General features: G+C 71.4%; 18 protein-coding genes and 1 pseudogene. 10 read left to right on the forward strand and 9 right to left on the reverse strand.

Going from position 1 to position 19,503, the window contains the following annotated elements; genetic code table 11:
- Window positions 1-20 precede the first annotated feature (20 nt).
- The 3 genes from AB0M43_RS30125 to AB0M43_RS30135 all read left to right on the forward strand — a co-directional run bounded on the left by AB0M43_RS30125 (window position 21) and on the right by AB0M43_RS30135 (window position 5,783).
- Entirely contained in the window at window positions 21-1,256 is a 1,236-nt protein-coding gene (locus AB0M43_RS30125; protein ID WP_363729157.1) for an MFS transporter, read from the forward strand.
- 232 nt (window positions 1,257-1,488) lie between these two features.
- Window positions 1,489-3,477 carry an MMPL family transporter gene (locus AB0M43_RS30130; protein ID WP_363729158.1) on the forward strand — a complete coding sequence of 663 codons (1,989 nt, stop codon included), beginning with the start codon at window positions 1,489-1,491 and terminating at the stop codon, window positions 3,475-3,477.
- Window positions 3,474-5,783 carry a helix-turn-helix domain-containing protein gene (locus AB0M43_RS30135; RefSeq protein WP_363729159.1) on the forward strand — a complete coding sequence of 770 codons (2,310 nt, stop codon included), beginning with the start codon at window positions 3,474-3,476 and terminating at the stop codon, window positions 5,781-5,783. The genes AB0M43_RS30130 and AB0M43_RS30135 overlap by 4 nt, the downstream gene beginning before the upstream one ends.
- A 289-nt stretch (window positions 5,784-6,072) precedes the next feature.
- Here the strand turns inward: AB0M43_RS30135 and AB0M43_RS30140 are convergent, their stop codons facing one another.
- Together AB0M43_RS30140 and AB0M43_RS30145 are read right to left on the reverse strand one after the other, a co-directional pair.
- Complete coding sequence (locus tag AB0M43_RS30140; RefSeq protein ID WP_363729160.1) at window positions 6,073-6,567, reverse strand: YbhB/YbcL family Raf kinase inhibitor-like protein; 495 nt, start codon at window positions 6,565-6,567, stop codon at window positions 6,073-6,075.
- A gap of 12 nt (window positions 6,568-6,579) precedes the next feature.
- The gene (locus tag AB0M43_RS30145; RefSeq protein ID WP_363729161.1) at window positions 6,580-7,419 is read right to left on the reverse strand and encodes an LLM class flavin-dependent oxidoreductase; all 840 of its coding nucleotides are present in this window, start codon (window positions 7,417-7,419) and stop codon (window positions 6,580-6,582) included.
- Between the two features lie 271 nt (window positions 7,420-7,690).
- On the opposite strand from AB0M43_RS30145, the pseudogene AB0M43_RS30150 reads away from it, so the two are divergent.
- Window positions 7,691-8,407, forward strand: a pseudogene (locus tag AB0M43_RS30150) (APH(3') family aminoglycoside O-phosphotransferase); the annotation flags it as partial.
- 154 nt (window positions 8,408-8,561) lie between these two features.
- Here the strand turns inward: AB0M43_RS30150 and AB0M43_RS30155 are convergent.
- Window positions 8,562-9,023, reverse strand: coding sequence for a MarR family transcriptional regulator (locus tag AB0M43_RS30155; RefSeq protein WP_363729162.1), 462 nt, complete (start codon window positions 9,021-9,023; stop codon window positions 8,562-8,564).
- A gap of 92 nt (window positions 9,024-9,115) precedes the next feature.
- On the opposite strand from AB0M43_RS30155, the gene AB0M43_RS30160 reads away from it, so the two are divergent.
- The 4 genes from AB0M43_RS30160 to AB0M43_RS30175 all read left to right on the forward strand — a co-directional run bounded on the left by AB0M43_RS30160 (window position 9,116) and on the right by AB0M43_RS30175 (window position 13,260).
- On the forward strand, window positions 9,116-9,697 hold the full coding sequence (locus tag AB0M43_RS30160; RefSeq protein ID WP_363729163.1) for a YceI family protein: 582 nt from the start codon (window positions 9,116-9,118) through the stop codon (window positions 9,695-9,697).
- A gap of 159 nt (window positions 9,698-9,856) precedes the next feature.
- The gene (locus AB0M43_RS30165; protein ID WP_363729164.1) at window positions 9,857-11,332 is read left to right on the forward strand and encodes a glutamate--cysteine ligase; all 1,476 of its coding nucleotides are present in this window, start codon (window positions 9,857-9,859) and stop codon (window positions 11,330-11,332) included.
- Between the two features lie 9 nt (window positions 11,333-11,341).
- Window positions 11,342-12,448 carry a CapA family protein gene (locus tag AB0M43_RS30170; protein ID WP_363729165.1) on the forward strand — a complete coding sequence of 369 codons (1,107 nt, stop codon included), beginning with the start codon at window positions 11,342-11,344 and terminating at the stop codon, window positions 12,446-12,448.
- A 44-nt stretch (window positions 12,449-12,492) separates the two neighbouring features.
- The gene (locus tag AB0M43_RS30175) at window positions 12,493-13,260 is read left to right on the forward strand and encodes an alpha/beta fold hydrolase (RefSeq protein WP_363729166.1); all 768 of its coding nucleotides are present in this window, start codon (window positions 12,493-12,495) and stop codon (window positions 13,258-13,260) included.
- 113 nt (window positions 13,261-13,373) lie between these two features.
- On the opposite strand, the gene AB0M43_RS30180 is transcribed toward AB0M43_RS30175, so the two are convergent.
- The 3 genes from AB0M43_RS30180 to AB0M43_RS30190 all read right to left on the reverse strand — a co-directional run bounded on the left by AB0M43_RS30180 (window position 13,374) and on the right by AB0M43_RS30190 (window position 16,536).
- Window positions 13,374-14,402: a DUF4192 domain-containing protein gene (locus tag AB0M43_RS30180; RefSeq protein WP_363729167.1), complete on the reverse strand. Its 1,029-nt coding sequence runs from the start codon at window positions 14,400-14,402 to the stop codon at window positions 13,374-13,376.
- A gap of 77 nt (window positions 14,403-14,479) precedes the next feature.
- Window positions 14,480-15,295, reverse strand: coding sequence for a formate dehydrogenase accessory sulfurtransferase FdhD (gene fdhD / locus AB0M43_RS30185; protein ID WP_363729168.1), 816 nt, complete (start codon window positions 15,293-15,295; stop codon window positions 14,480-14,482).
- A 53-nt stretch (window positions 15,296-15,348) separates the two neighbouring features.
- Window positions 15,349-16,536: a helix-turn-helix domain-containing protein gene (locus AB0M43_RS30190; RefSeq protein ID WP_363729169.1), complete on the reverse strand. Its 1,188-nt coding sequence runs from the start codon at window positions 16,534-16,536 to the stop codon at window positions 15,349-15,351.
- Between the two features lie 202 nt (window positions 16,537-16,738).
- Between AB0M43_RS30190 and AB0M43_RS30195 the strand changes: the two genes are divergently transcribed.
- The gene (locus AB0M43_RS30195) at window positions 16,739-16,909 is read left to right on the forward strand and encodes a hypothetical protein (RefSeq protein ID WP_363729170.1); all 171 of its coding nucleotides are present in this window, start codon (window positions 16,739-16,741) and stop codon (window positions 16,907-16,909) included.
- A 29-nt stretch (window positions 16,910-16,938) separates the two neighbouring features.
- A complete protein-coding gene (locus AB0M43_RS30200; protein WP_363729171.1) occupies window positions 16,939-17,532 on the forward strand; it encodes an NTP transferase domain-containing protein in 594 nt (197 codons plus the stop codon).
- Between the two features lie 109 nt (window positions 17,533-17,641).
- On the opposite strand, the gene AB0M43_RS30205 is transcribed toward AB0M43_RS30200, so the two are convergent.
- The 3 genes from AB0M43_RS30205 to AB0M43_RS30215 all read right to left on the reverse strand — a co-directional run bounded on the left by AB0M43_RS30205 (window position 17,642) and on the right by AB0M43_RS30215 (window position 19,484).
- Window positions 17,642-18,283, reverse strand: a complete 642-nt coding sequence (locus tag AB0M43_RS30205; RefSeq protein WP_363729172.1) for a biliverdin-producing heme oxygenase — start codon at window positions 18,281-18,283, stop codon at window positions 17,642-17,644.
- A gap of 114 nt (window positions 18,284-18,397) precedes the next feature.
- Window positions 18,398-18,850, reverse strand: coding sequence for a DUF2470 domain-containing protein (locus AB0M43_RS30210; RefSeq protein WP_363729173.1), 453 nt, complete (start codon window positions 18,848-18,850; stop codon window positions 18,398-18,400).
- On the reverse strand, window positions 18,828-19,484 hold the full coding sequence (locus AB0M43_RS30215; protein ID WP_363729174.1) for a DUF3159 domain-containing protein: 657 nt from the start codon (window positions 19,482-19,484) through the stop codon (window positions 18,828-18,830). The genes AB0M43_RS30210 and AB0M43_RS30215 overlap by 23 nt, the downstream gene beginning before the upstream one ends.
- Window positions 19,485-19,503: the final 19 nt, after the last annotated feature.

Here is a 19,503-nt window from a genome sequence, read left to right on the forward strand (position 1 = left end):
TGGAAAACAGGATCACAGCCATGGAATCCCTGAACCGCTGGCTGCGGGAGACGACAGGCGGACTGCCCAGGACCTTCTGGTACCTGTGGAGCATCACCCTGATCGGCAACATCGCCTCTTTCGTACTGATCTTCCTCACCTTCTACCTGCGGAGCGCGCGGGGCTTCACGGCCACCGAGGTCGGCGTCGTGCTCGCGGTGGCCGGCGTCGGCAGCGTCCTCGGCAGCACCCTGGGCGGCGTGCTCGCCGACCGCTGGAGCCGGCGCCGCACCGCGATCACGGGCTATCTGATCTGCGTGGTGTCCCTGATCGGCACCGGCCTGAGCCCCGACCTGCCCGTGGTGCTCACGATGATGCTGCTCAACGGGCTGGGCATGTCGGTCGCGGGCACGGCGAGCAGCGCGCTCGTCACCGACGTGGTCGCCGAGGCCGACCGGACCAGGGCGTTCAGCATCAACTACTGGTCGATCAACATCGGTACCTCCGTGGCGGCCCTGCTCGCCCCGATCGCGATGCGGGCCGACTTCTTCCTGCTCTTCGCGGTCGACGCGGCGGGGGTCGCGGTACTCGCGACGATCATGTTCGCCCTGGTACCGGAGACCCGGCCGGTCGCCGCCGGGTCCGGGCCGGCCGCCCCCGGTTCGCTGCGCGACGTCCTCACCGACCGGGTCTTCCTGACCTTCGTCGTCCTGTTCTTCGTCTTCCAGCTGATCTTCAAGCAGAGCAACGCCGGGCTGCCGCTGGCCGTGCAGGGCGACGGGTTGGACGCGACCGCCTACGGCTGGATCTACGTCGTCAACACCCTGCTGATCGTGGTCGGGCAGCTCTTCCTGCCCCGCCTGATCCGCGACCGGGCCCATTCGAAGGTCCTCGCGCTCGGGGTGTTCCTCGTCGGGGCCGGCTTCGGGCTGACCGCGCTGGCCGACGTGGCCTGGTTCTACGCCGTGACCGTCGCCGTGTGGACGCTCGGCGAGATGGCCTACTTCTCCGTACTCGACGCCAGCGTCGCCGGGCTGGCCCCGGGCCATCTGCGCGGCCGGTACTTCGGGATCTTCTCGTCGGCGAGCCAACTGTCGAGGTTCGCCGCCCCGCTGCTGGCCGGGTACCTGCTGCACAGCCACGGCGAGGCGCTGTGGATCCTCTGCCTCGTCCTGGGCGTCGCGGCCGCCGTGGCCTACCTGGTCACCGCGCGGCTCCGGGAGCACCGGATCGCGCGGCTCCGCTCCGCCGAGCTGACGACCGCCGCGTCCCAGTGAGCCTGACCCGTGCCGGCCGGACCTGACCAGGGGCGCCAGTGGCCCGACTTCGGACGGCACCCGGAGTCGTCGGCACTCTCCGTAACCGCCCGGTGTCGATCACTCCGGTCCGGTGCTGGTCCTCCCGCCTGCGCACCGTTTGCTGGACCGGCGTCCCCTTTCTGGGGGTCACGCTCCGTCGCATACCCGACCGGCCCTTCCACCCCCCGCCCCGGTGTGTTTTAGTGCCGGGGTGCTGGGTCGAGTTGGGTACAAGTTCCGCCACGGTGTCATCGCCTTCTGGGTGGTGGTCGCCGTGCTCGGTGGCACCCTCGGCGGGGGTGTCTTCGACCACCTGGGCGAGACCCCGACCCTCAGTCCGCACGCCGAGTCGAAAAAGGCCGCTGACCGGCTCGAACAGCTGATTCCCGAGGGTCCGGTGATCATCGCCGTGGTCGGCGGGCTGGACGTGTACGAGGAGCCGTTCGGCCGGGCCGTGCAGGACGTCGCCGCCAAGATCAAGAAGCTCGACCTCGTGGTGGACGTGGACGACCTGTACTCCTCGCCCGGCGGTCAGGTCAGTGGCGACAACCGGACAACGACGGTCCGGGTGACCCTGCGCCAGAACCTCACCGAGGACGAACGGCACGGCGTCGAGGACGAGGTGACCGCGCTCCTGCACACCATTCCGGCACCGAGCGTGCTGGTCGGCGGCAAGGAGCTGGCCGAGCGTGCGTTCGCCGACCAGTCGGTCAAGGACCTGGCGGTCGGGGAGGGCGTCGCGTTCGCGCTGCTGATCGTCGCGCTGTTCCTGATCTTCGGCGGGTTCCTGGGCGCGGCCACCCCGCTGCTCGTCGCGCTCACGTCGATCAGCGCCACGTTCCTGGCCCTGGTCGGGCTGGCCCGGGTCGCGCCGGTCAGCGAGTACACGGTCAACATCGTCACGCTGCTGGGGCTCGGCCTCGCCGTGGACTACTCGCTGCTGATCGTCGCCCGGTTCCGCGAGGCCCGCGCCGCCGGGGCCGACGTCCCCGACGCGGTCGCCGAGGCCGGCAGCCGCGCGGGCCGCACCATCGTCGTCTCCGCGCTCACCATCGCCGCCGCGCTCCTCGGCCTGCTCGTGTTCGCCGAGCCGCTGCTGGTGTCCATGGCACTCGGCGGCTGCGTCGTCGTGCTGATCGCGGCGGCCACCGCCGTGACCCTGGTACCCGCGCTGCTCGGCGTGTGGGGGCACCGGATCAGGGCCGCGAAGGTGACCGACTCCGTGTTGCCCCGGCTCGCCGCGTTCGCGCAGAAGCGCCCCGGGCCGGTCGCGCTGTGGACCGTCCTGGTGCTCGTGCTGCTCGCGGTGCCGTTCGCCAGCGTGGACCTGGAGAACTCCGACGCGCGGGCGCTACCGCAGAGCCAGGAGGCGCGCCGGGCCCACGACGCGTACCAGAAGCTCACCGGGGCGCTCGCCCGGCCGGTGGAGATCGTCGCCGAGGTGGACGACGCGAAACCCGAGCTGCGCGCCTACCTCAACCAGCTCCAGCGCCTGCCCGGCCTGCACCGGCTCGCCCTCGACTCCGACGCCCCCGACGGCGCCACGGTCATCCAGCTCACCCCGAAGGGCGACACCGCCGGGGCCCAGGCCCGCAATCTCGTCGAGGCCGTGCGCGCCGTTCCGACCCCTTTCCGGGTACTGGTCGGGGGAGAGGCCGCCGAGATCGTCGACTACAAGTCCTCGGTCGCGCAGCGGCTGCCCTGGGCGGTGCTGATCGTGTTCGTGGCCACGTTCGGGCTGCTGTTCTGGCTGACCGGCTCGCTCGTCGTACCCGTCAAGGCCCTGATCTTCAATGTTCTCAGTGTCGGCGCGACCTTCGGGCTGCTCAGTCTCCTGTTCGGCCGGCTCGACCTCACCACGCCGGTACTCCTCTTCGTGTTCGTCTTCGGGCTGTCCTGCGACTACGAGGTGTTCCTGCTGTCCCGGATCACCGAGGCGTGGCGGCGCGACCCGAACACCGACCGCGCCGTGCTCGCGGGCGTGACCAGCACCGGACCCGTCGTCACCGCCGCCGCGCTGTGCATCTGCCTGGTGTTCGCCGGCTTCGCGGTCGGCCAGCTCAGCGCCGTGCGCGAGATCGGGGTCGGCATGCTGATCGCCGTCGTCCTGGACGTGACGGTCATCCGTGGCCTGCTGCTGCCGGCGTCGATGACGATGCTGGACCGCTGGAACTGGTGGCCGGCCAGGAGCCGGACATGACCTTCGCGGAACGGCTCAAGATCCTGCGCCGCGCGGCCGGCCTGACCCAGGTGGAACTCGCCACCCGGGCCCGGGTCGGCATCCGCACCCTCCGCGACATCGAACGCGGCCACGTCGCCCGCCCGCAGCGCGCCACCGTCGAACTCCTCGCCGACGCGCTCGCCCTGACCGGGGTGGACCGGGCCGAGTTCGACGCCGCCGCCCGGGGCCAGGCCATCGTCGTGCAGGGCGCCGACCGCAGCCTGCCACCCGTGCAGCCGCTGATCGGCCGGGACGCCGCCATCATCGAACTCGGCGACCTGCTCGTCGTCGCGGACATGGTCACCCTCGTCGGGGTCGCCGGGGTCGGCAAGAGCAGCCTCGCGCTGGCCGCCGCGCACCGGGTCGCCGACCGGTACCCGGGCGGGGTCGCCTGCGTGCCGGTCACCGACGCGGCCGGGGACGCCGACGTGCTCGCCGCCATCGCCGCCGCCTACCAGGTGGTCCGGATCGAGGAGCTGCCCGAACGGCTCCAGGGCCAGCCCGCGCTGCTCCTGCTCGACGCCGTGGAACGCTCGCCCTCGGCCGTGGTGGAAGCACTGGGGGTACTGCGCCGACACGTGCCCGGCATCCGCATCCTCGCCACCGGCCGGCACCCGCTCGGCCTGCCGGGGGAGTACCAGCGCCCGCTCCAGCCCCTGGAACCCCAGCCCGCCGCGCTCCTCTTCCTCGACCGATTACGCCGGGTCCGCGCGCACGAGGTCTCCGACGACGAACGCGACGCGCTCGGCGAACTGGTCGAACGCCTCGGCGGCCTGCCGTACGCGCTCGAACTCGCCGCCGCCCGGGGCCGGGTGCTCAGCGTCGTGGAGATCCTCGCCCGGTACGGCAGCCGGGTCCTCGACCTCGGCGCCGGCCTGCGCGTGGCCGTGGCCAGCAGCTACCAGCTCCTCGACGAGCAGGAACGGCACGCCCTGCGGCTGCTGTCCACCTTCGCCAGCCGGTGGTCGATGGAGCTCGCCGAGGCGCTCGCCGAGACCGACATCGTGCCCACCGTCGACCGGCTCGCCTCGCTGGGCCTGGTCACCCTGCTGCCGGGTACCGACCTGCGGTTCCGGCTCCTCGACGTCGTCCGCGACTACGCCGTCGAGTGCACCTCCCCCGAGGAGCTGCGCGGACTCCGCGCCCGGCACGCCGCGCTGATCGCCGACCAGGTCGTCGCCCTGTCCGCCGGGCTGACCGGGCCCGGCCAGAAGGCGGCCATCACCCGGCTGTCGGACATCTACAGCGAGATCCGGTACGCGCTCGTCTGGGCCTCCCGCGAGGACCCGTGCGCGGCGCTGCGGATCGCCGCCCGCCTGCCCCGGTACTGGCGCGCCCGAGGCCGCAGCGAAGAGGGCGAAAAGGCCCTCGCCGGCCTGCTCGCGGACCCCAGAGTCGCCGACGTCGACCGGCTCACCTGGGCCTGGGCCACCCTCGGGCTCGTCATGCTCGCCCACGAACCGGGCCGGGCCAACGCCGGGCTGCCCGCGCTGCACGCCGCCATCGCCGTGTTCGTCGAGGCCGGGGACACGGCCGGCGAACTCCAGGCGCACGGCATGGCCGCCGGGGTGTGCCAGGCGCTCGGGGACCACGCCGGGGCGTACCACCACGCGCACGCCGCCGTCGGGGTCGCCCAGCGCACCGGCCAGCCCCGGGACGCCGTGGTGGCGCAGAACAACCTGTTCTGGCACGACATCCGGGCCGGGGACCTCGCGGCCGGCCGGACCAGGCTCGAAGCCGCCGAACGCCTCGCCCGGCAGATCGACGACACCCGGCTGATCGTCATCGTCCGGATCAACCTCGCGGAGGTGGCCCGCCTCGACATGCGGTACGCCGACGCCATCCTCATCGCGCGCCAGGCCATGCCGCTGCTCGTGGACCTCGGCGAACCCGGGCTGCACCTGCGCCTGCTGTGCACGGCCGCGCTCGCGTACGCCCAGGACGGCCGGGTCACCGACGCCGTCGCGGTGCTCGCCGACCTGCGGGCCCGGCCCGGCTACGACACCAACCGGGCCGTCCGGGGGCTGTGCACCTCCGTCGAGGGGTACGTGGCCCTGAGCCGGGGCGAACGGCCGCTCGCCGCGCTCCGGTTCGCCGCCGCCGTCGAGCAGCTGACCGAGCAGCACGACGCGCGCGACGCCCTGGAAGCGCTCGTCGGACTCGCCGTGAGCACCGAGGACCCGGCCGAACGGTCGGACGCACTGACCCGGCTCGACCGGCTACGGAGCGTGTTGGCGATGAACCTGGTACCCCGCGAGCAGAAGGCCCTTACCCAACTGCTGTGACGTTTACCTGACGCCGGGGATTCGCGCAGCACTCGTGACCGGCAGAACTAGCGGCAGAAGTTCCGCCGGTTGATCTTCAGGTGCCATCTTTTCGGGCAAAGCGGGGAAATCACCCGGCTAATGTCCCTTCCTGAGGGCACGTACATGGGGCCGAGTGGGTGGATTGCTGGGGGCACCACGGGGGTGACACCCACTCGGGAACGAGCTCCGGTTGGTCCTGGAGACGTCTTGGGGGCATCTCCAGGCCAACCGGAGCGTCACTGCCCGTTGACCATGATCGGGCCGCTCGCTAGAAGCCGAACTCCGCCACCAGAATCGCGCGCCCGATCGTGTGCGCCGTGACCGTGAAGCCCACCGACGGCGGCCGGGCGTCCCCCGACAGGCCCAGGGCCGGCACATCCAGCGCGTGCACCGCGAACACGTACCGGTGCGCGGGGCCCGGGGGCGGGCACGGGCCGCCGTAGCCCGGCTGGCCGTAGTCGTTGGGGGTCGTCACCGAACCGAGCGGCCCGGCCGCACCCGACTCCAGGCTGGTCACGTCGGCCGGCACGTCGAACAGCAGCCAGTGCCAGAAACCGCTGCCCGTCGGGGCGTCCGGGTCGAAGCAGGTCACCGCGAAGCCCTGGGTCTCCGCCGGGAAGCCCGACCAGGACAGCTGCGGGGACACGTTGCCCCGGTTGTAGACCTGGGCGTCGGGAACCCGGCCGCCGTGCGCCAGGTCGTCGCTCTTCAGGGTGAACTCCGGCACGGCCGGCAGGAACTCGTACGGAATAGGTGCTCTCATGCCTCTTTGGTATCAGACCCCGTGCCCCGAGGGCGGGCCCGCCGCGAGCCGGGCGGCGCTGGCCTCGAAGATCTGCTCCGGCTCCAGCCCCCAGTTGGCCTCCAGCCAGAACGTGACCCCCGCGTCGGCCCACCGGCGGACCTGCTCGGCGGCCGCCGCCGGGTCGTCGGTGGGCGTGTGGCCCTCCATCACGATCTCGTACCCGTCGAGGGAACCGCGCTCCTTCCGCAGCCACTCGACCGCCCTGGGCACCTCCTCCACCGGCGGGATCCCGCCCTCGGAGCCGTCCTTCGGCAGGTAGTTGGGCAGCCAGCCGTCCCACCGGGCGGCCCGGCGCATCGACTTCGGACGGGGCCACGCGCCGACCACCCAGACCGGCACCCGGGGACGCTGCACCGGCGGCGGCGGGACGTGGAAGTCGGTGGGCCGCACCTGGTAGTGCTTGCCGTCGAACGTGAACGGGTCGCCCGACCACAGGCCGGCGACTATGTCGAGGCCCTCGTCGAGCTTCTCCGCGCGGATCCGCAGGCCCTCGTCGGCCTCGAACGCCTTCCAGCCGTCGTGCACCGCGCCCATCCCCACCGACAGGATCACCCGGCCGCCGGACAGGTTGTCGAGCGTCGCGACCTGGCCGGCGAGGTCCCACGGCTTGCGGCGGGCCAGCGGGGTGAGCATGGTGCCGAGCCTGATCCGCTCGGTGCGCATCGCGGCGGCGGTCAGCGCGACCCACGCGTCGATGCCCCACACCGGCTCCCAGACGAAGAAGGCGTCCCAGCCGGACTCCTCGGCGATCACGGCCAGCTCGGCGGTCTGGCGGGCGTCACCGTACGGCAGCACGAATCCGTATCGCATGGGCCGACCGTAGCGGCGCGGTGTGACAATTCCCGGGGAACGCGCGGAGACGGGGACTCCATCGGCTCCGCGCCCGGGCCTGTGTGTGGACCGGGCCAGCCGGGCCGGACCGGGTACACGGCGTCGATCCGCGCCCGGGCCTGCGCGCCGACCGGCGGCCCGGTGCGGCGGTGACACGCCGGCCGACCTCCCGTCCGGTCCCAACGGCGGCCACGTCCGCCGGGACCCCCACCTGACCTGACAATCTGAACGTCGACAACACGAGAGGTGGGAACAGGTGACCTGGCACCCGGTGGAGATCGGCAAGTCCGGCGCGGTGGTCGAGTGGCGGGAGGGCATGTTCCGCAAGACCTCCGACGATCCGAGGCTGGACCTGGAGGCCGAGGGCGCCCGGCTGCGGTGGCTGCGCGACGCCGGCATCCCGACCGCGGAGGTGCTCGACTGCGGCCCCGGCTACCTGATCACCGCCGAGGTGCCCGGCCGGTCGGCGGCCGACCCGTGGCCCGTCGAGCTGCGGCCCCGGGTGATCGACGCGCTCGCCGACCTGCTGCTGAAGCTGCACGCCCTGCCGGTGGAGGAGTGCCCCTACGACCGGTCGCTGCACGTCACCCTGCGCGAGGCGCTCAACGCCGAACCCGACCTCGACGACCTGGACGTGGAGCGGGCGGGCTGGACGCGCGACCAACTGGTCGAGGAGCTGGGCCGCACCCAGCCGGCCGACGAGGACCTGGTCGTCACGCACGGCGACCTGTGCCTGCCGAATGTCCTGTTCGCGCCGGACACCTGCCGGGTCACGGGCGTGATCGACGCGGGGCGGATGGGGGTCGCGGACCGGTGGGTGGACCTGGCGATCGCGACCCGGTCGATGACGAGCGAGATGAACGCGCAGTTCGGGCCGTGGGCGGCGGAGCGGTTCCTCAGCCGGTACGGGGTCGAGCCCGACCCGGCGAAGATCGCGTTCTACCGGCTGATGGACGAGTTCTGCTGATCGGCCGCGCGGCGACCCGGGACCGGACGGGCGGCACTGGCCCCGGTGCGCCCGACCATGGCTCCGGGGCCGCTCGACCCGACACCGGGCGCACGGGGCTGGGATCCGGGCAGCGGTCGTGGTCCCCGTCGACTGGCGCGCCGGGCTGACCCACTCAGGCCCCGGCCGTCGCCCCCGGGTGCACCTCGTCGCGGATCACGCGCAGCGTACCCAGAAAGGTCTCTAGTTGTTCGGGGTCGAGCAGGCCCGTGAACCACCGGTCAATGATCTTGACATTCTCGGCGGCCAGCTCGTTGACCAGCGTGACCCCGCCCGGCGTGAGCACGGCGAACGCGCTGCGCCGGTCCGTCGGGCACGGCTCCCGGACGATCAGGTTCCTGGTCTCCAGCCGGTCGACGAGCCGGGTCACGCCGCTGGTCGACAGGCTGGTCTGGGTGGCCAGGTCGGAGAGGCGGAGCTTCTGGCCGGGACTGCGGGCCAGCCGGATCAACACGCTGAACTCGGGGGCGGACAGGCCACGGCCGGCCGGGTCCTGGGACAATCGGATCATTAGTCCGTTATGCACCTCAGTGAGCAGGCCGAACGCCGTGATGCGGGGGTCCTCGTACGCGTTCATGTGACCCAGCCTATCAGTAGTTGACAAGTCAATGATTGCTGTGTGTATAGTTGCCTGAGCAACGAAACTTCCGACATTGAAGAGGGCATCCAATGAGCAACGAAGCCGCCGCGATCGTCACCCGCGACCTCAACGGCCTGACCATCCCCACCGCCGGCACGTTCGCCCTGGATGTGGCGCACAGCCGGGTGGGCTTCCTCGCCCGTCACATGATGGTGAGCAAGGTCCGCGGTTCCTTCGGGGAGTTCGCCGGTGAGATCACCGTCGCCGAGAACCCGTTGGAGTCCTCGGTCAACGTGACCATCCAGGCGTCGAGCTTCACCACCAACAACGAGCAGCGTGACGGTCACGTCAAGACCGACGAGTTTCTCGGGATCGACACCTTCCCGACGATCACCTTCGTCTCCACCGGTGTCAAGGACGTGGACGGCAACGAGTTCGTCCTGAACGGCGACCTCACCATCCGCGGCGTGACCAAGCAGGTCGAGCTGGCGGTCGAGTTCGAGGGCATCGCCAAGAGCCCGTGGGGCCAGGAGGTCATCGGGTTCTCCGCGACGACCGAGATCGACCGCGAGGAGTTCGGCATGACGTTCAACGCCACGCTGGAGACCGGCGGCGTGCTCGTCAGCAAGAAGATCAAGATTGAGATCGAGGCCGAGGCGATCCGCTCGTAACTCCAGGTCGGCAAGGCAGGTGGGGCACCCTCGGGTGCCCCACTTTTTGTCCGATTAGCGACATGAGTGAATACGCTATGCGATTGGGTACTAGCCGTGGGTGCGCGATCCCCCTAACCTAGGAAGCTCACCGCCGCGACCGACCATCCAGGAGAATCGATGGGCAGGGACGTCCAGCAGCGTGAGTTCACACATGACGACCGGCAGAGATACCGACAGAAGGTCCGCCGTTGCCTCGACGTGTTCGCTCTCATGCTTGACGAACTTCGATTCGACGCAGACCGTCCGCTGACGGGGCTGGAGATCGAACTCAACCTTGTGGACGGAGAATCCAACCCGGCGATGAAGAACGCCGAGATCCTGACGTACATGGCCAGCCCGATGCTCCAGACGGAGTTGGGCCAGTTCAACCTGGAGATCAACGTCCCACCCCGGCTGATCGCCGAGGACGGTCTCGCCGCGTACGAGGCGGGGCTGCGCGCCACCCTCGCCCAGCTGGAGGAACGTGCCGCCAAGGCCGACGCGGGAGTGGCCCTGATCGGTATCCTTCCGACGCTGGAACCCGAGCACACGGTGCTGGAGAACCTGTCGGAGAATCCGCGCTACCGCCTGCTGAACAGCCAGATCATGAACGAGCGCGGCGAGAACATGGAGATCGACATCCGCGGGGTCGAGCGGTTCACGACCACGATGGACTCGATCGCCCCGGAGGCCGCCTGTACGAGCATCCAGTTCCACCTCCAGGTCTCCCCCGAACAGTTCCCCGCGTACTGGAACGCCTCGCAGGCCATCGCCGCCGTCCAGTTGGCGGTGGGCTCCAACTCGCCCTACGCGTTCGGGCACCGGCTGTGGTCGGAGACCCGGATCGCTCTGTTCACCCAGGCCACCGACGTGCGCCCCGAGGAGTTGCGGGTGCAGGGGGTCCGGCCCCGGGTGTGGTTCGGCGAACGCTGGATCACCTCGATCTTCGACCTGTTCGAGGAGAACGTGCGGTACTTCCCCCCGCTGCTCCCGCTGATGGAGGCCGAGGACCCACTGGAGGTCCTCCGCTCCGGCGGCATCCCCAGGCTCGGCGAGCTCCGGCTGCACAACGGCACGGTCTACCGCTGGAACCGCCCGGTGTACGACGTCATGGACGGCCGCCCGCACCTGCGGGTCGAGAACCGGGTCCTCCCCGCCGGCCCCACGGTCGTCGACATGATGGCCAACGCCGCCCTGTACTACGGCCTGGTCCGCACCCTGGCGGAGGAGGACCGTCCGGTATGGACGAAGCTGCCGTTCACCGCCGCCGAGGCGAACTTCTACTCGGCGGCCCGGCGCGGGATCGAGGGCGTCGGCCAGTGGCCGGGCGAGGGCGAGGGCCGCTTCTCCGACCTGCTGCTGGAACGCCTGCTGCCGCTCGCCTACGAGGGACTGGACCGGTTCGGGGTGGACCCGGAGGTCCGGGACCGGCTGCTCGGCATCATCGAACGGCGGTGCGCGCTGCGCCGGACCGGGGCGACCTGGCAGACCGCGATGGTCAACAAGCTGGAGAAGTCCGGGCTCGACCGGTCGGCGGCGCTCCGGGAGATGCTGGCCAGATATCGACGGTACTCAGCTGCGAATGCGCCCGTGCACACGTGGCCGCTGGAATAGTCTGAGGTGGTGTCGCCGACGCGGGGGGTACTCGCCGTGGCCGTGGTTCTGGCCCTCGGTGGGTGCTCCTCGCCGGCCGGTACCCGTTGGGCCGCACCGCAACCGACCGCCGTCGCCTCGGCCGCCTCGACCTGGACCCCGCGCGAGTTCACGGTGCTCGGCGCGGGGGACGTGCTGCTGCACGAGTCGCTGTGGAACACGGCCAAACAGGACGCCGGCGGCACCGGGTACGACTTCGGGCCGATGTTCGCGGCTGTGAAACCTGTCGTGTCGGAGGCGGACCTGGCGATCTGCCACATGGAGACCCCGCTCGGCGAGCCGGCCGGGCCGTTCTCGGGCTATCCGCTGTTCAACGTGCCGCCACAGGTCGCGGTGACCCTCAAGGATGTCGGCTACGACTCCTGCTCCACGGCGTCCAACCACACGCTCGACGTGGGGGAGCGGGGCGTGTACCGGACCCTGGACGTGCTGGAAGCCGCTGGACTCCGGCACGCCGGCAGCCACCGTGACCAGCGCGAACACGACACGCCGACTCTGGTGTACGCGCGGGGTGTCCAGATCGCGCACCTGTCGTACACGTTCTCCTTCAACGGTCTCGTCCGGCCGGAGGGCAAGGAGTGGATCGCCAACGCGCTCGACGTCCGGGCGGTGCTGGACGAGGCGCGCCGGGCCCGGGCCGCCGGGGCGGAGGTGGTGATCGTGAGCGTGCACTGGGGGACGGAGTACCAGCACGAGGCCGACGACTTCCAGCAGGCCACGGCGCGCGACCTGCTGGCCTCCCCGGATGTGGACCTGATCCTGGGCGCCCACGTGCACGTCGTGCAGCCGTTCGAGAGGCTCGGCGACAAGTGGGTCGCGTACGGCATGGGCAACCAGGTCGCGTGGCAGAACCAGTCGCTGGTCACCCGGGACGGGGTGATGCCCCGGTTCACGTTCACCGAGACGGCGCCCGGGGTGTGGCGGGTGTCGAAGGCCGAGGCGCTGCCCACGTGGATGCGGCTGGACAGCGGGCCGGGCCGGTTGGAGTACTGCCCCGGTTCTGCCGGCGAGGCGTGCGCCGCCTCGGCCCGGAGATCGATGGAGATCGTCCGTTCGATGGGGGCTACCGTTCAGTAGGTTGAGGGCTACCGTCCAGTAACAAACGGGTCTACCCTGCGAACATGACGATTGTCTATGAGCGGCGCGGGAGCGGCAGCCCGTTGGTTCTGCTGCATGGCATCGGTCACCGGTGGCAGGCCTGGGAGCCGGTGATCGACCGGTTGGCCGAGGTGCACGACGTCATCGCGGTGGATCTGCCGGGCTTCGGAAGTTCGCCCCGGCTGCCCGTCTACGGCATGCCGCAGCTCATCTCCGCGCTGACCACGTTCTTCGCCGGGCTGGGGCTGACCAGGCCGCACGTCGCCGGCAACTCCCTCGGCGGGGCGCTGGCCCTGGAGCTGGCGGCCGGCGACCACGTAGCGAGTGCCACGGCGATCGCCCCGGCCGGCTTCTGGACCACCTCCGAGAAGGGGTACGCGCTGAGTGTCCTGCTCACCCACCGGGCGCTCGGCTTCCTGCCCCGGCCGGTGGTCACCCCCTTCCTGAAGACGCCGAAGCTGCGCCGGATCAGCTGCGGGATGCTCTACGGCCGCCCCGAACTGCTCGACCCCCTGGTGCCCTACGACGACCTGCGCGGACTGCGCGGCGGCCGGGGCTTCAACCCGGTGGCGTGGGCGAGCCGGGGGTACCGCTACACCGGGAAGCCGACCGCGCCCGTCACCGTCGCGTGGGGCACGAAGGACCGGATCCTGTTGCCCCGTCAGGCGGAGCGCGCCGAGATGCTGCTCCCCGACGCCCGGCACGTCCGGCTCCCCGGCTGCGGTCACCTGCCGATGCACGACGACCCGACCCTGGTGGCCAAGGTGATCCTGGAGACCACAGCCACCTGACCCCCGCCACCGCCCGACCGGAACGAACGTGTTCGCCCACAATCCGGGGCCAGGCAAAGCGACCTCGGCGCGCCGACGACAGACCGGGCCGCTCGACCGCAGGGCGGCGCCGGTCAGCCCGGTTGGGCGCGGGGCATCGAACGGCGCGGCTTCGACCGGCGACGGTGGCCGGGACCGGGGCGCCGGCCGCGCAGTCGACGGGCCGGAATCCCCGCGACCATGGCCTGGTGCAGCAACCCGGCCAGCGGATACTCCGGATCGTCGGCCCGGGCGCGTTCCAACGCGAGGCTGGCGAGCGCGCCCTGCCCGTCCAGGTACGCCGAGTACGCCAATAAGGTGGCCACCGGCGCGACCAGGCCGGGCTGGGCGCGGCGGGTCAGATCCGTCCACAGGGGCAGGTGTGGGTCGTCCGGCCGGTGCTCGACCAGGTGCGCGGCGGCGTCCCGCACGGGCAGGAGCAGCAGCAACGCGCACAACCACGCGGCCTCGTCATCGGTGAGCGTGCCGCCCGCGTAGTGCCGGCTGAGGGCCGCCTCCACGAACGCCGGCCCCTCGGCCGCCAACGCCGCCTGCCCGCCCGGCCCCTCCAGCGCCGCGACGAACCGGGACTCCGCGCGGTCGGTCGCCTCCTCCATCGCCTCCCGGGCCGCCCCCGACACCGGTGCGATGACCTGCGCGAACGCCGACCGGTCGGGCAGGGCGACCTTGCCGGCGAGCGTGGCCTCGGCGGCGACCACGGTGCTGCCCGGGTCGTACGCCCGGCCGCCGGGTGGGCAGCAGTCGCCGTTCTCGCAGACGTACGAGAAGTAGCGGTCCCCGGTCACCCGGAGCGCGTCGACGATCGGGATGCCCCGGCCGGCCAGCGCGCGCCGGGCCGCGTCGACCACGGGGGTGACCTGGGCCGGCGCCCCGTAACCGATCACCACGGCCGCGTCGACCCGCTGGTCGTGCAGGACCTCGGCGAGGTGCAGGGCGGCGTGTTCCGGCTCGTCGGCGCACTCGGCGAGGTCCACCCGGACCGCGAAGTGCAGCCTTCTGGCCCGGACACCGACGACCACGAGGCTGTCGGTGGGATGGAAACCGAGCACGTACGGCACGGCGGCCAGGAGCTCGGCGGGTTGGCTGACCCGGATATTCGGCATGCCGCGACAGTACCCAAAAAAGAGGTTTGTCTATTTTGTTCCTGTGGACAACGCGACCCGATGGCGCGGACCAGCGCCTAGTTGTCCACAACCACGAGCCGGTGCGCCCCCGCGTACACGTTCATCGTCTCGCCGCGCAGGAACCCGACCAGCGTCAACCCCAGCTCACCGGCCAGATCCACGGCCAGCGTGCTCGGCGCGGACACCGCCGCCAACATCGGCACCCCGGCCAGCGCCGCCTTCTGCGTCAACTCGAAACTGGCCCGCCCACTGACCATCAGGATGTGCCCCCGCAACGGCACCCGCCCGGACCGCACCGCCCACCCCAGCACCTTGTCCACCGCGTTGTGCCGGCCCACATCCTCCCGGACGCACACCAGCTCCCCATCCGCCGTGAACAGCCCCGCCGCGTGCAGCCCCCCGGTCCGCGCGAAGGCCTTCTGGCGCTCGCGGAGAGCATCGGGGAACCCGTACAACAGTCGGGGTTCGATCGTCAGCGGGTCAGCCTCGACGGAGAACGCCGAAGCCACCCGCACCGCGTCGATACTGGCCTTTCCGCAGGTCCCGCACGAGCTGGACGTGTAGAAATGCCGGGTCGGGTCCGTCGCCGGGGGCGGCAGGTCGGGCCGGAGCGTGACCTCCAGGACGTTCAGGTTCGTGTCCGTGCAATGTTTGGCCAGCAGGATGTCGCCGGGCCCCGTGATCACGCCCTCGGTGAGCAGGAACCCGTGCGCGAGATCCACGTCGTCGCCCGGCGTGCGCATCGTGACGGCCAGCGGGGAGCCGTTGACCCGCAGCTCCAGGGGTTCCTCGACGCTCAGGGTGTCCGGTCGCCGGCTCGCGTTGTCACCGTCGAAGCGGACCACCGGCCGCCGATCCGTCACCCTACCCATCCCCGAAGCCTATCCGAGCCGCCAAAAACCCAGTTCAAAGCCTTGATGGGTACTCAGCCCGCCAGCCCCAGCCACGTGGTGAACCGGGTCAGCTCCGGGTTCGCCCTGCGGTGAAGGCCGATGAGCGCCCTGGTCGTCTCCCGGACCATCGGGTGATACCGCGTCTGCTCGGGCGCCAGACGCCGGGCGGACTCCAGCGCGGCCAGGGTTCCGGCCCGGTCCTCCAACAGGACATGGGCGTGGGCGAGGTCGATGTAGTGGTGACCCGCCCGCGTGGCAGGCATCCCGCGCGGCGGCTCGAACCCCCGGCCACGTTCCACCGCCTGTTCGGGCTCGCCCAGCTCGACGCTGGCGGCGACGTCGTGAATGCGGACATTCGCCGGCCCGTAGGTCAGGTGGTAGTGCACCGCGTCGGAAGGCGCGCGTCGGAGCAGCTCGTAGGCCGCGTCGAGATGCGCCCGCGTCGTCGTGGCGTCCCCCGCCCGGGAGGCGAGGGTGACCGCGCGCAGGTGCATGCTGCCGTAGACGGTCACGGCGGCCTGGTCGCTGCCCGACAGCTCGTCGGTGAGTTGGCCGCGCGCCGCGTCGAGAATGCGGAGACCCCGGCCATAGTCGCCCGCCGACTGGAACGTGGTGACCCGCGTCCACTGGGCGAGCCCGGCGGCCAGCGGATCACCGGACTGCCCGGCCGCCCAGATCAACTTGTGCTCGATGCTCTCGGCGAGATCGGCGTAGCCCAGCCGGTAGGCCAGGCCGTGCGAGGCGTAGTAGACGCTGACCAGGAGCCGGAAGGCCCGTACCCGCCGGGCGCTGTCGGCCTCGTGCACCGCGACGGTGAGATCCTCGATGATCGCGGGAAGTCTGGCCGCGAGTTTCGCGTAGCGCCCGTTCCGGCGAAGCTCGGCGATCTCGCGCACCTCGGCTGCCAACTCCTCCCACGGCCGGGGAACCGTGCCTGTCTCCGCCGGCAGGTCATAGCCCCGCAGGGCGACCCGGAGCGCGTCCACCGAGGCGGAGGAGTCGAACTCGCCGTAGGGCTGGCCGTAGACCCTTTCGATGGGTACCCGCAGCGCGCGTGCCACAGCCGCGACGAACGCGTGGCTCGCCGGCCGGTCATCCGCCTCCACCTTGGACAACAGGCTCACCGACACGTTCGCCCGTTCGGCCAGTCGGCGCTGCGTCATCCCGGCACTCTTGCGCAGGGCCTTGATGTTGTCGGCCACGGTGCGGACCTGATCCATGACGGCCTCCGCTCGTCGGACTCCCGGCAGAAACCAGCCTACGACCATCGAAGTCCACCTTCGCCACCCCAACACGGTCAGTCATCACCCGCGCTGCCGTCGACCGGCTCATGGTGACCCACGTGTTCGTACCCCATGACTTCGAAAGCCCTTCGTCCTTGGCGATGTTCGTGGAATACGTCTGCCAGACGGTGGACCTCCCGTGACCGGCCCGACCCGCGAACTACCGATCCTTGGGTTGCCCCGGCACCGGTCGCCTTCCCGGGACCGGGCGGAGGCCGCCGTCGAGGGCGCGTGCCTGCTCGCCGTGGCCGTGTTCGTCGTCTCCCTGCTCAGCTACGCCGTGGCCACCGCCTTCGGCTGGAGGTCCTGAGGCGTCGAGGAGCATGTTTACTGATACCCATGCGCACCACGTATGCGGCGGTCATTCTGGCTGGTGGGTCGGCCCGGCGGCTGGGGGGTCGGGACAAGCCGGCTGTCACCGTGGCCGGGGTGTCGCTGCTCGACCGGGTGACAGCGGCCTGCGCGCACGCCACCCAGGTCGTCGTGGTCGGGCCGGAGCAGCAGGGCGGCCCGGTCGCGGCGCTCGCGGCTGGTCTGCGGATGCTGGGAGTGGCCGCCACCGGGCCCCACATCCCGGGGAACGATCGAGGGCCAAACCCCCCGGCGGGCCCCGGGGTCGGGGCGGTCGCGCTGCTCGCGGCGGACCTGCCACTCCTGACCACCGGGGCCCTGGACGCGCTCGCCGGAGCCCTCCCGGATCACGACGGCGCGTTGTACGTCGACGGCGACGGCCGACGGCAACTCCTCTGCGGCCTGTGGCGCGTCGAGGCCCTCCGGGACCGCCTGGCGACCGCCGACCCGGACGGGATGCCGTTGCGGAAGCTGGTCGCCGGGCTGCGGGTCGCGGAACTGACCGACCCGGCCGAGCCGTGGTTCGACTGCGACACGCCGGAGCAGCTGGCCGAGGCGGAACGCCGGCTGCGCGCCTCCTGAGACCACGGCGACGCGAGCCGAAGCCGGATCGCGGCGACCCGAACCGGGTCCAACCCGCAGCTCAGACCCACGCCGCGGGCCCGCGCTGCGCCGGCCTGAGCTGCGGGAGCTATGCGGCGCGCGCCGAACCGAGCCCCGACCCGAGGTCGGCCAACACCTCGGTGTTCAGCTGGTACGCGACCAGGGTCTCCGCCACGATCCGGCCCTGCTCCTCGGCCGACCAGGGCGCGGAGTCCAGCGCCTCCCGGTAGCGCGCCTTGAACGCCTGGAGGTCGCCCAGCTCGGGGAAGTCGTAGAACGCGACGCCGTGGTCGGTGAGGCCGTAGATCCGGGCGACGGACTTGCGGATGAACTGGCCGCCGGACAGGTCGCCGAGGTAGCGGGTGTAGTGGTGGGCCACGAACCCGCCCGGCCAGTCGAAGCACACCTCGCGGAGGCGGGCGCAGTACCGGACGGTGGCCGCGTTCGGAGTGATCCGCTCGGCCCAGGTCGCGCCGTAGAGGTAGTTCAGGTCGGCTTCGAGGGCGGGCACCCGGTCCAGTTCGGGTACCGCGAACGGGGCGCCGACCGGGTCGGTGCGCATCGCGCGGGCGGCCTCTTCGAGTACCACGTAGGCGAAGTAGTGCTGGGCGACCATGTCGCCGTACTGGCCCAGGGTGAGCTGGCCGCGCATCAGGGCGTCCAGGTAGGCCGTGCTCTCGGCGTTCTGGTGCTCGGACCAGGTGGCGGCGCGCAGATCGGCGGAGAACATGGCGGGCTCCTTGCAGGTGAGGGTGCCCTAAGTGTTGGGTGCCCGCTCAGCCCGTGTCAAGGATTTGCCGACAAGATGTAGGCAAAATCCCTACGTCTAGTCGGAAAGATGGGGCTACGAGTGTGCCGCGTCCCGAACGTCCGGAAGGTCGAGCTTCTCCCGGGCCTCGTGGTACATCCGGGTCACCTCGGCCCGGATCTCCGCCCGCTCGGTGAGGGCCCGCGACCAGGGCACCCGCACGACCGCAGGACCAGGCGCGCCCACCGTCCCAGGCTCGATCACCGGACCAGCCGCGCCCGCCGGCCCAGCCGGCACCGCCGCCCCAGGCCCAGCCGCCGCCCCAGGCCCAGCCGCAGCCCCAGGCCCAGACTCGGCCACCGCCTCAGGCCCCGACCCCGAGGTCACCTCGAAATCCATCCCGTCCCCGTCGAGCCCCGTCATCCGCACCGCGACGGCGGCAGGCACCCCACCGAACGCCCGCACGATCAGCACGGAATCCGCGGCGTGGTCGTCGTTCATGTGCCGCGCGACGGCGGCCACCACGTCAGGGCTGAACGGGTTCGTCATGGTCCTTCTCCAGTCGTAGCCCGGGATGGTCGGCGGGGAGCGAGCGGCGCAGTACCCACCAGCTCACGGCCAGGCATGCCGCGACCAGGGGCCAGGTCAGCGCGACCCGGGCGGTGGTCAGCGCGACGACCTGGTTGGCGGCCCAGAGCGGCACGAAGACCGCGAGCCTGATCAGGTACTGCGCGACCCAGACCCAGCTCGCCCGCGAGTACGCCCGGAGCAGGGCCGGGTCGCGTCGCCATTTCGTCTTCTGCCCGAGCACCGCGCCGACGATCAGCCCCAGGAACGGCCAGCGCACCACGATGCTGACCGTCCAGCCGAGCGCGCTGGCGGCGTTGGTGAAGATCTGGATCAGGAAGAAGTCCGAGGCCCGGCCCGTGTACAGCGCGACGAGGGCGGAGACGCACACCGCGAGGGCGCCGACGAGTACCGCGCGGGGCTTGGCGCCCTGCCGGAGTCGCCAGCCGCCGATGAGTACGGAGACGACGAGCGCGGCGGCGGCCCCGATCCAGATGGACTGCCCGCCGAGCAGCCAGCCGGCCCCGAACGCGACGGGGGGCATGGTGGCGTCGATCGCGCCGCCCCGGCCGCCGAGCAGGGAGGCGAGGCTCTCCGGTTGCCGCGTGGTCGTCACCTCACAGCCCTTCCTGGGG

The organism is Longispora sp. NPDC051575 (assembly GCF_040681875.1).
GTDB lineage: Bacteria > Actinomycetota > Actinomycetes > Mycobacteriales > Micromonosporaceae > Longispora.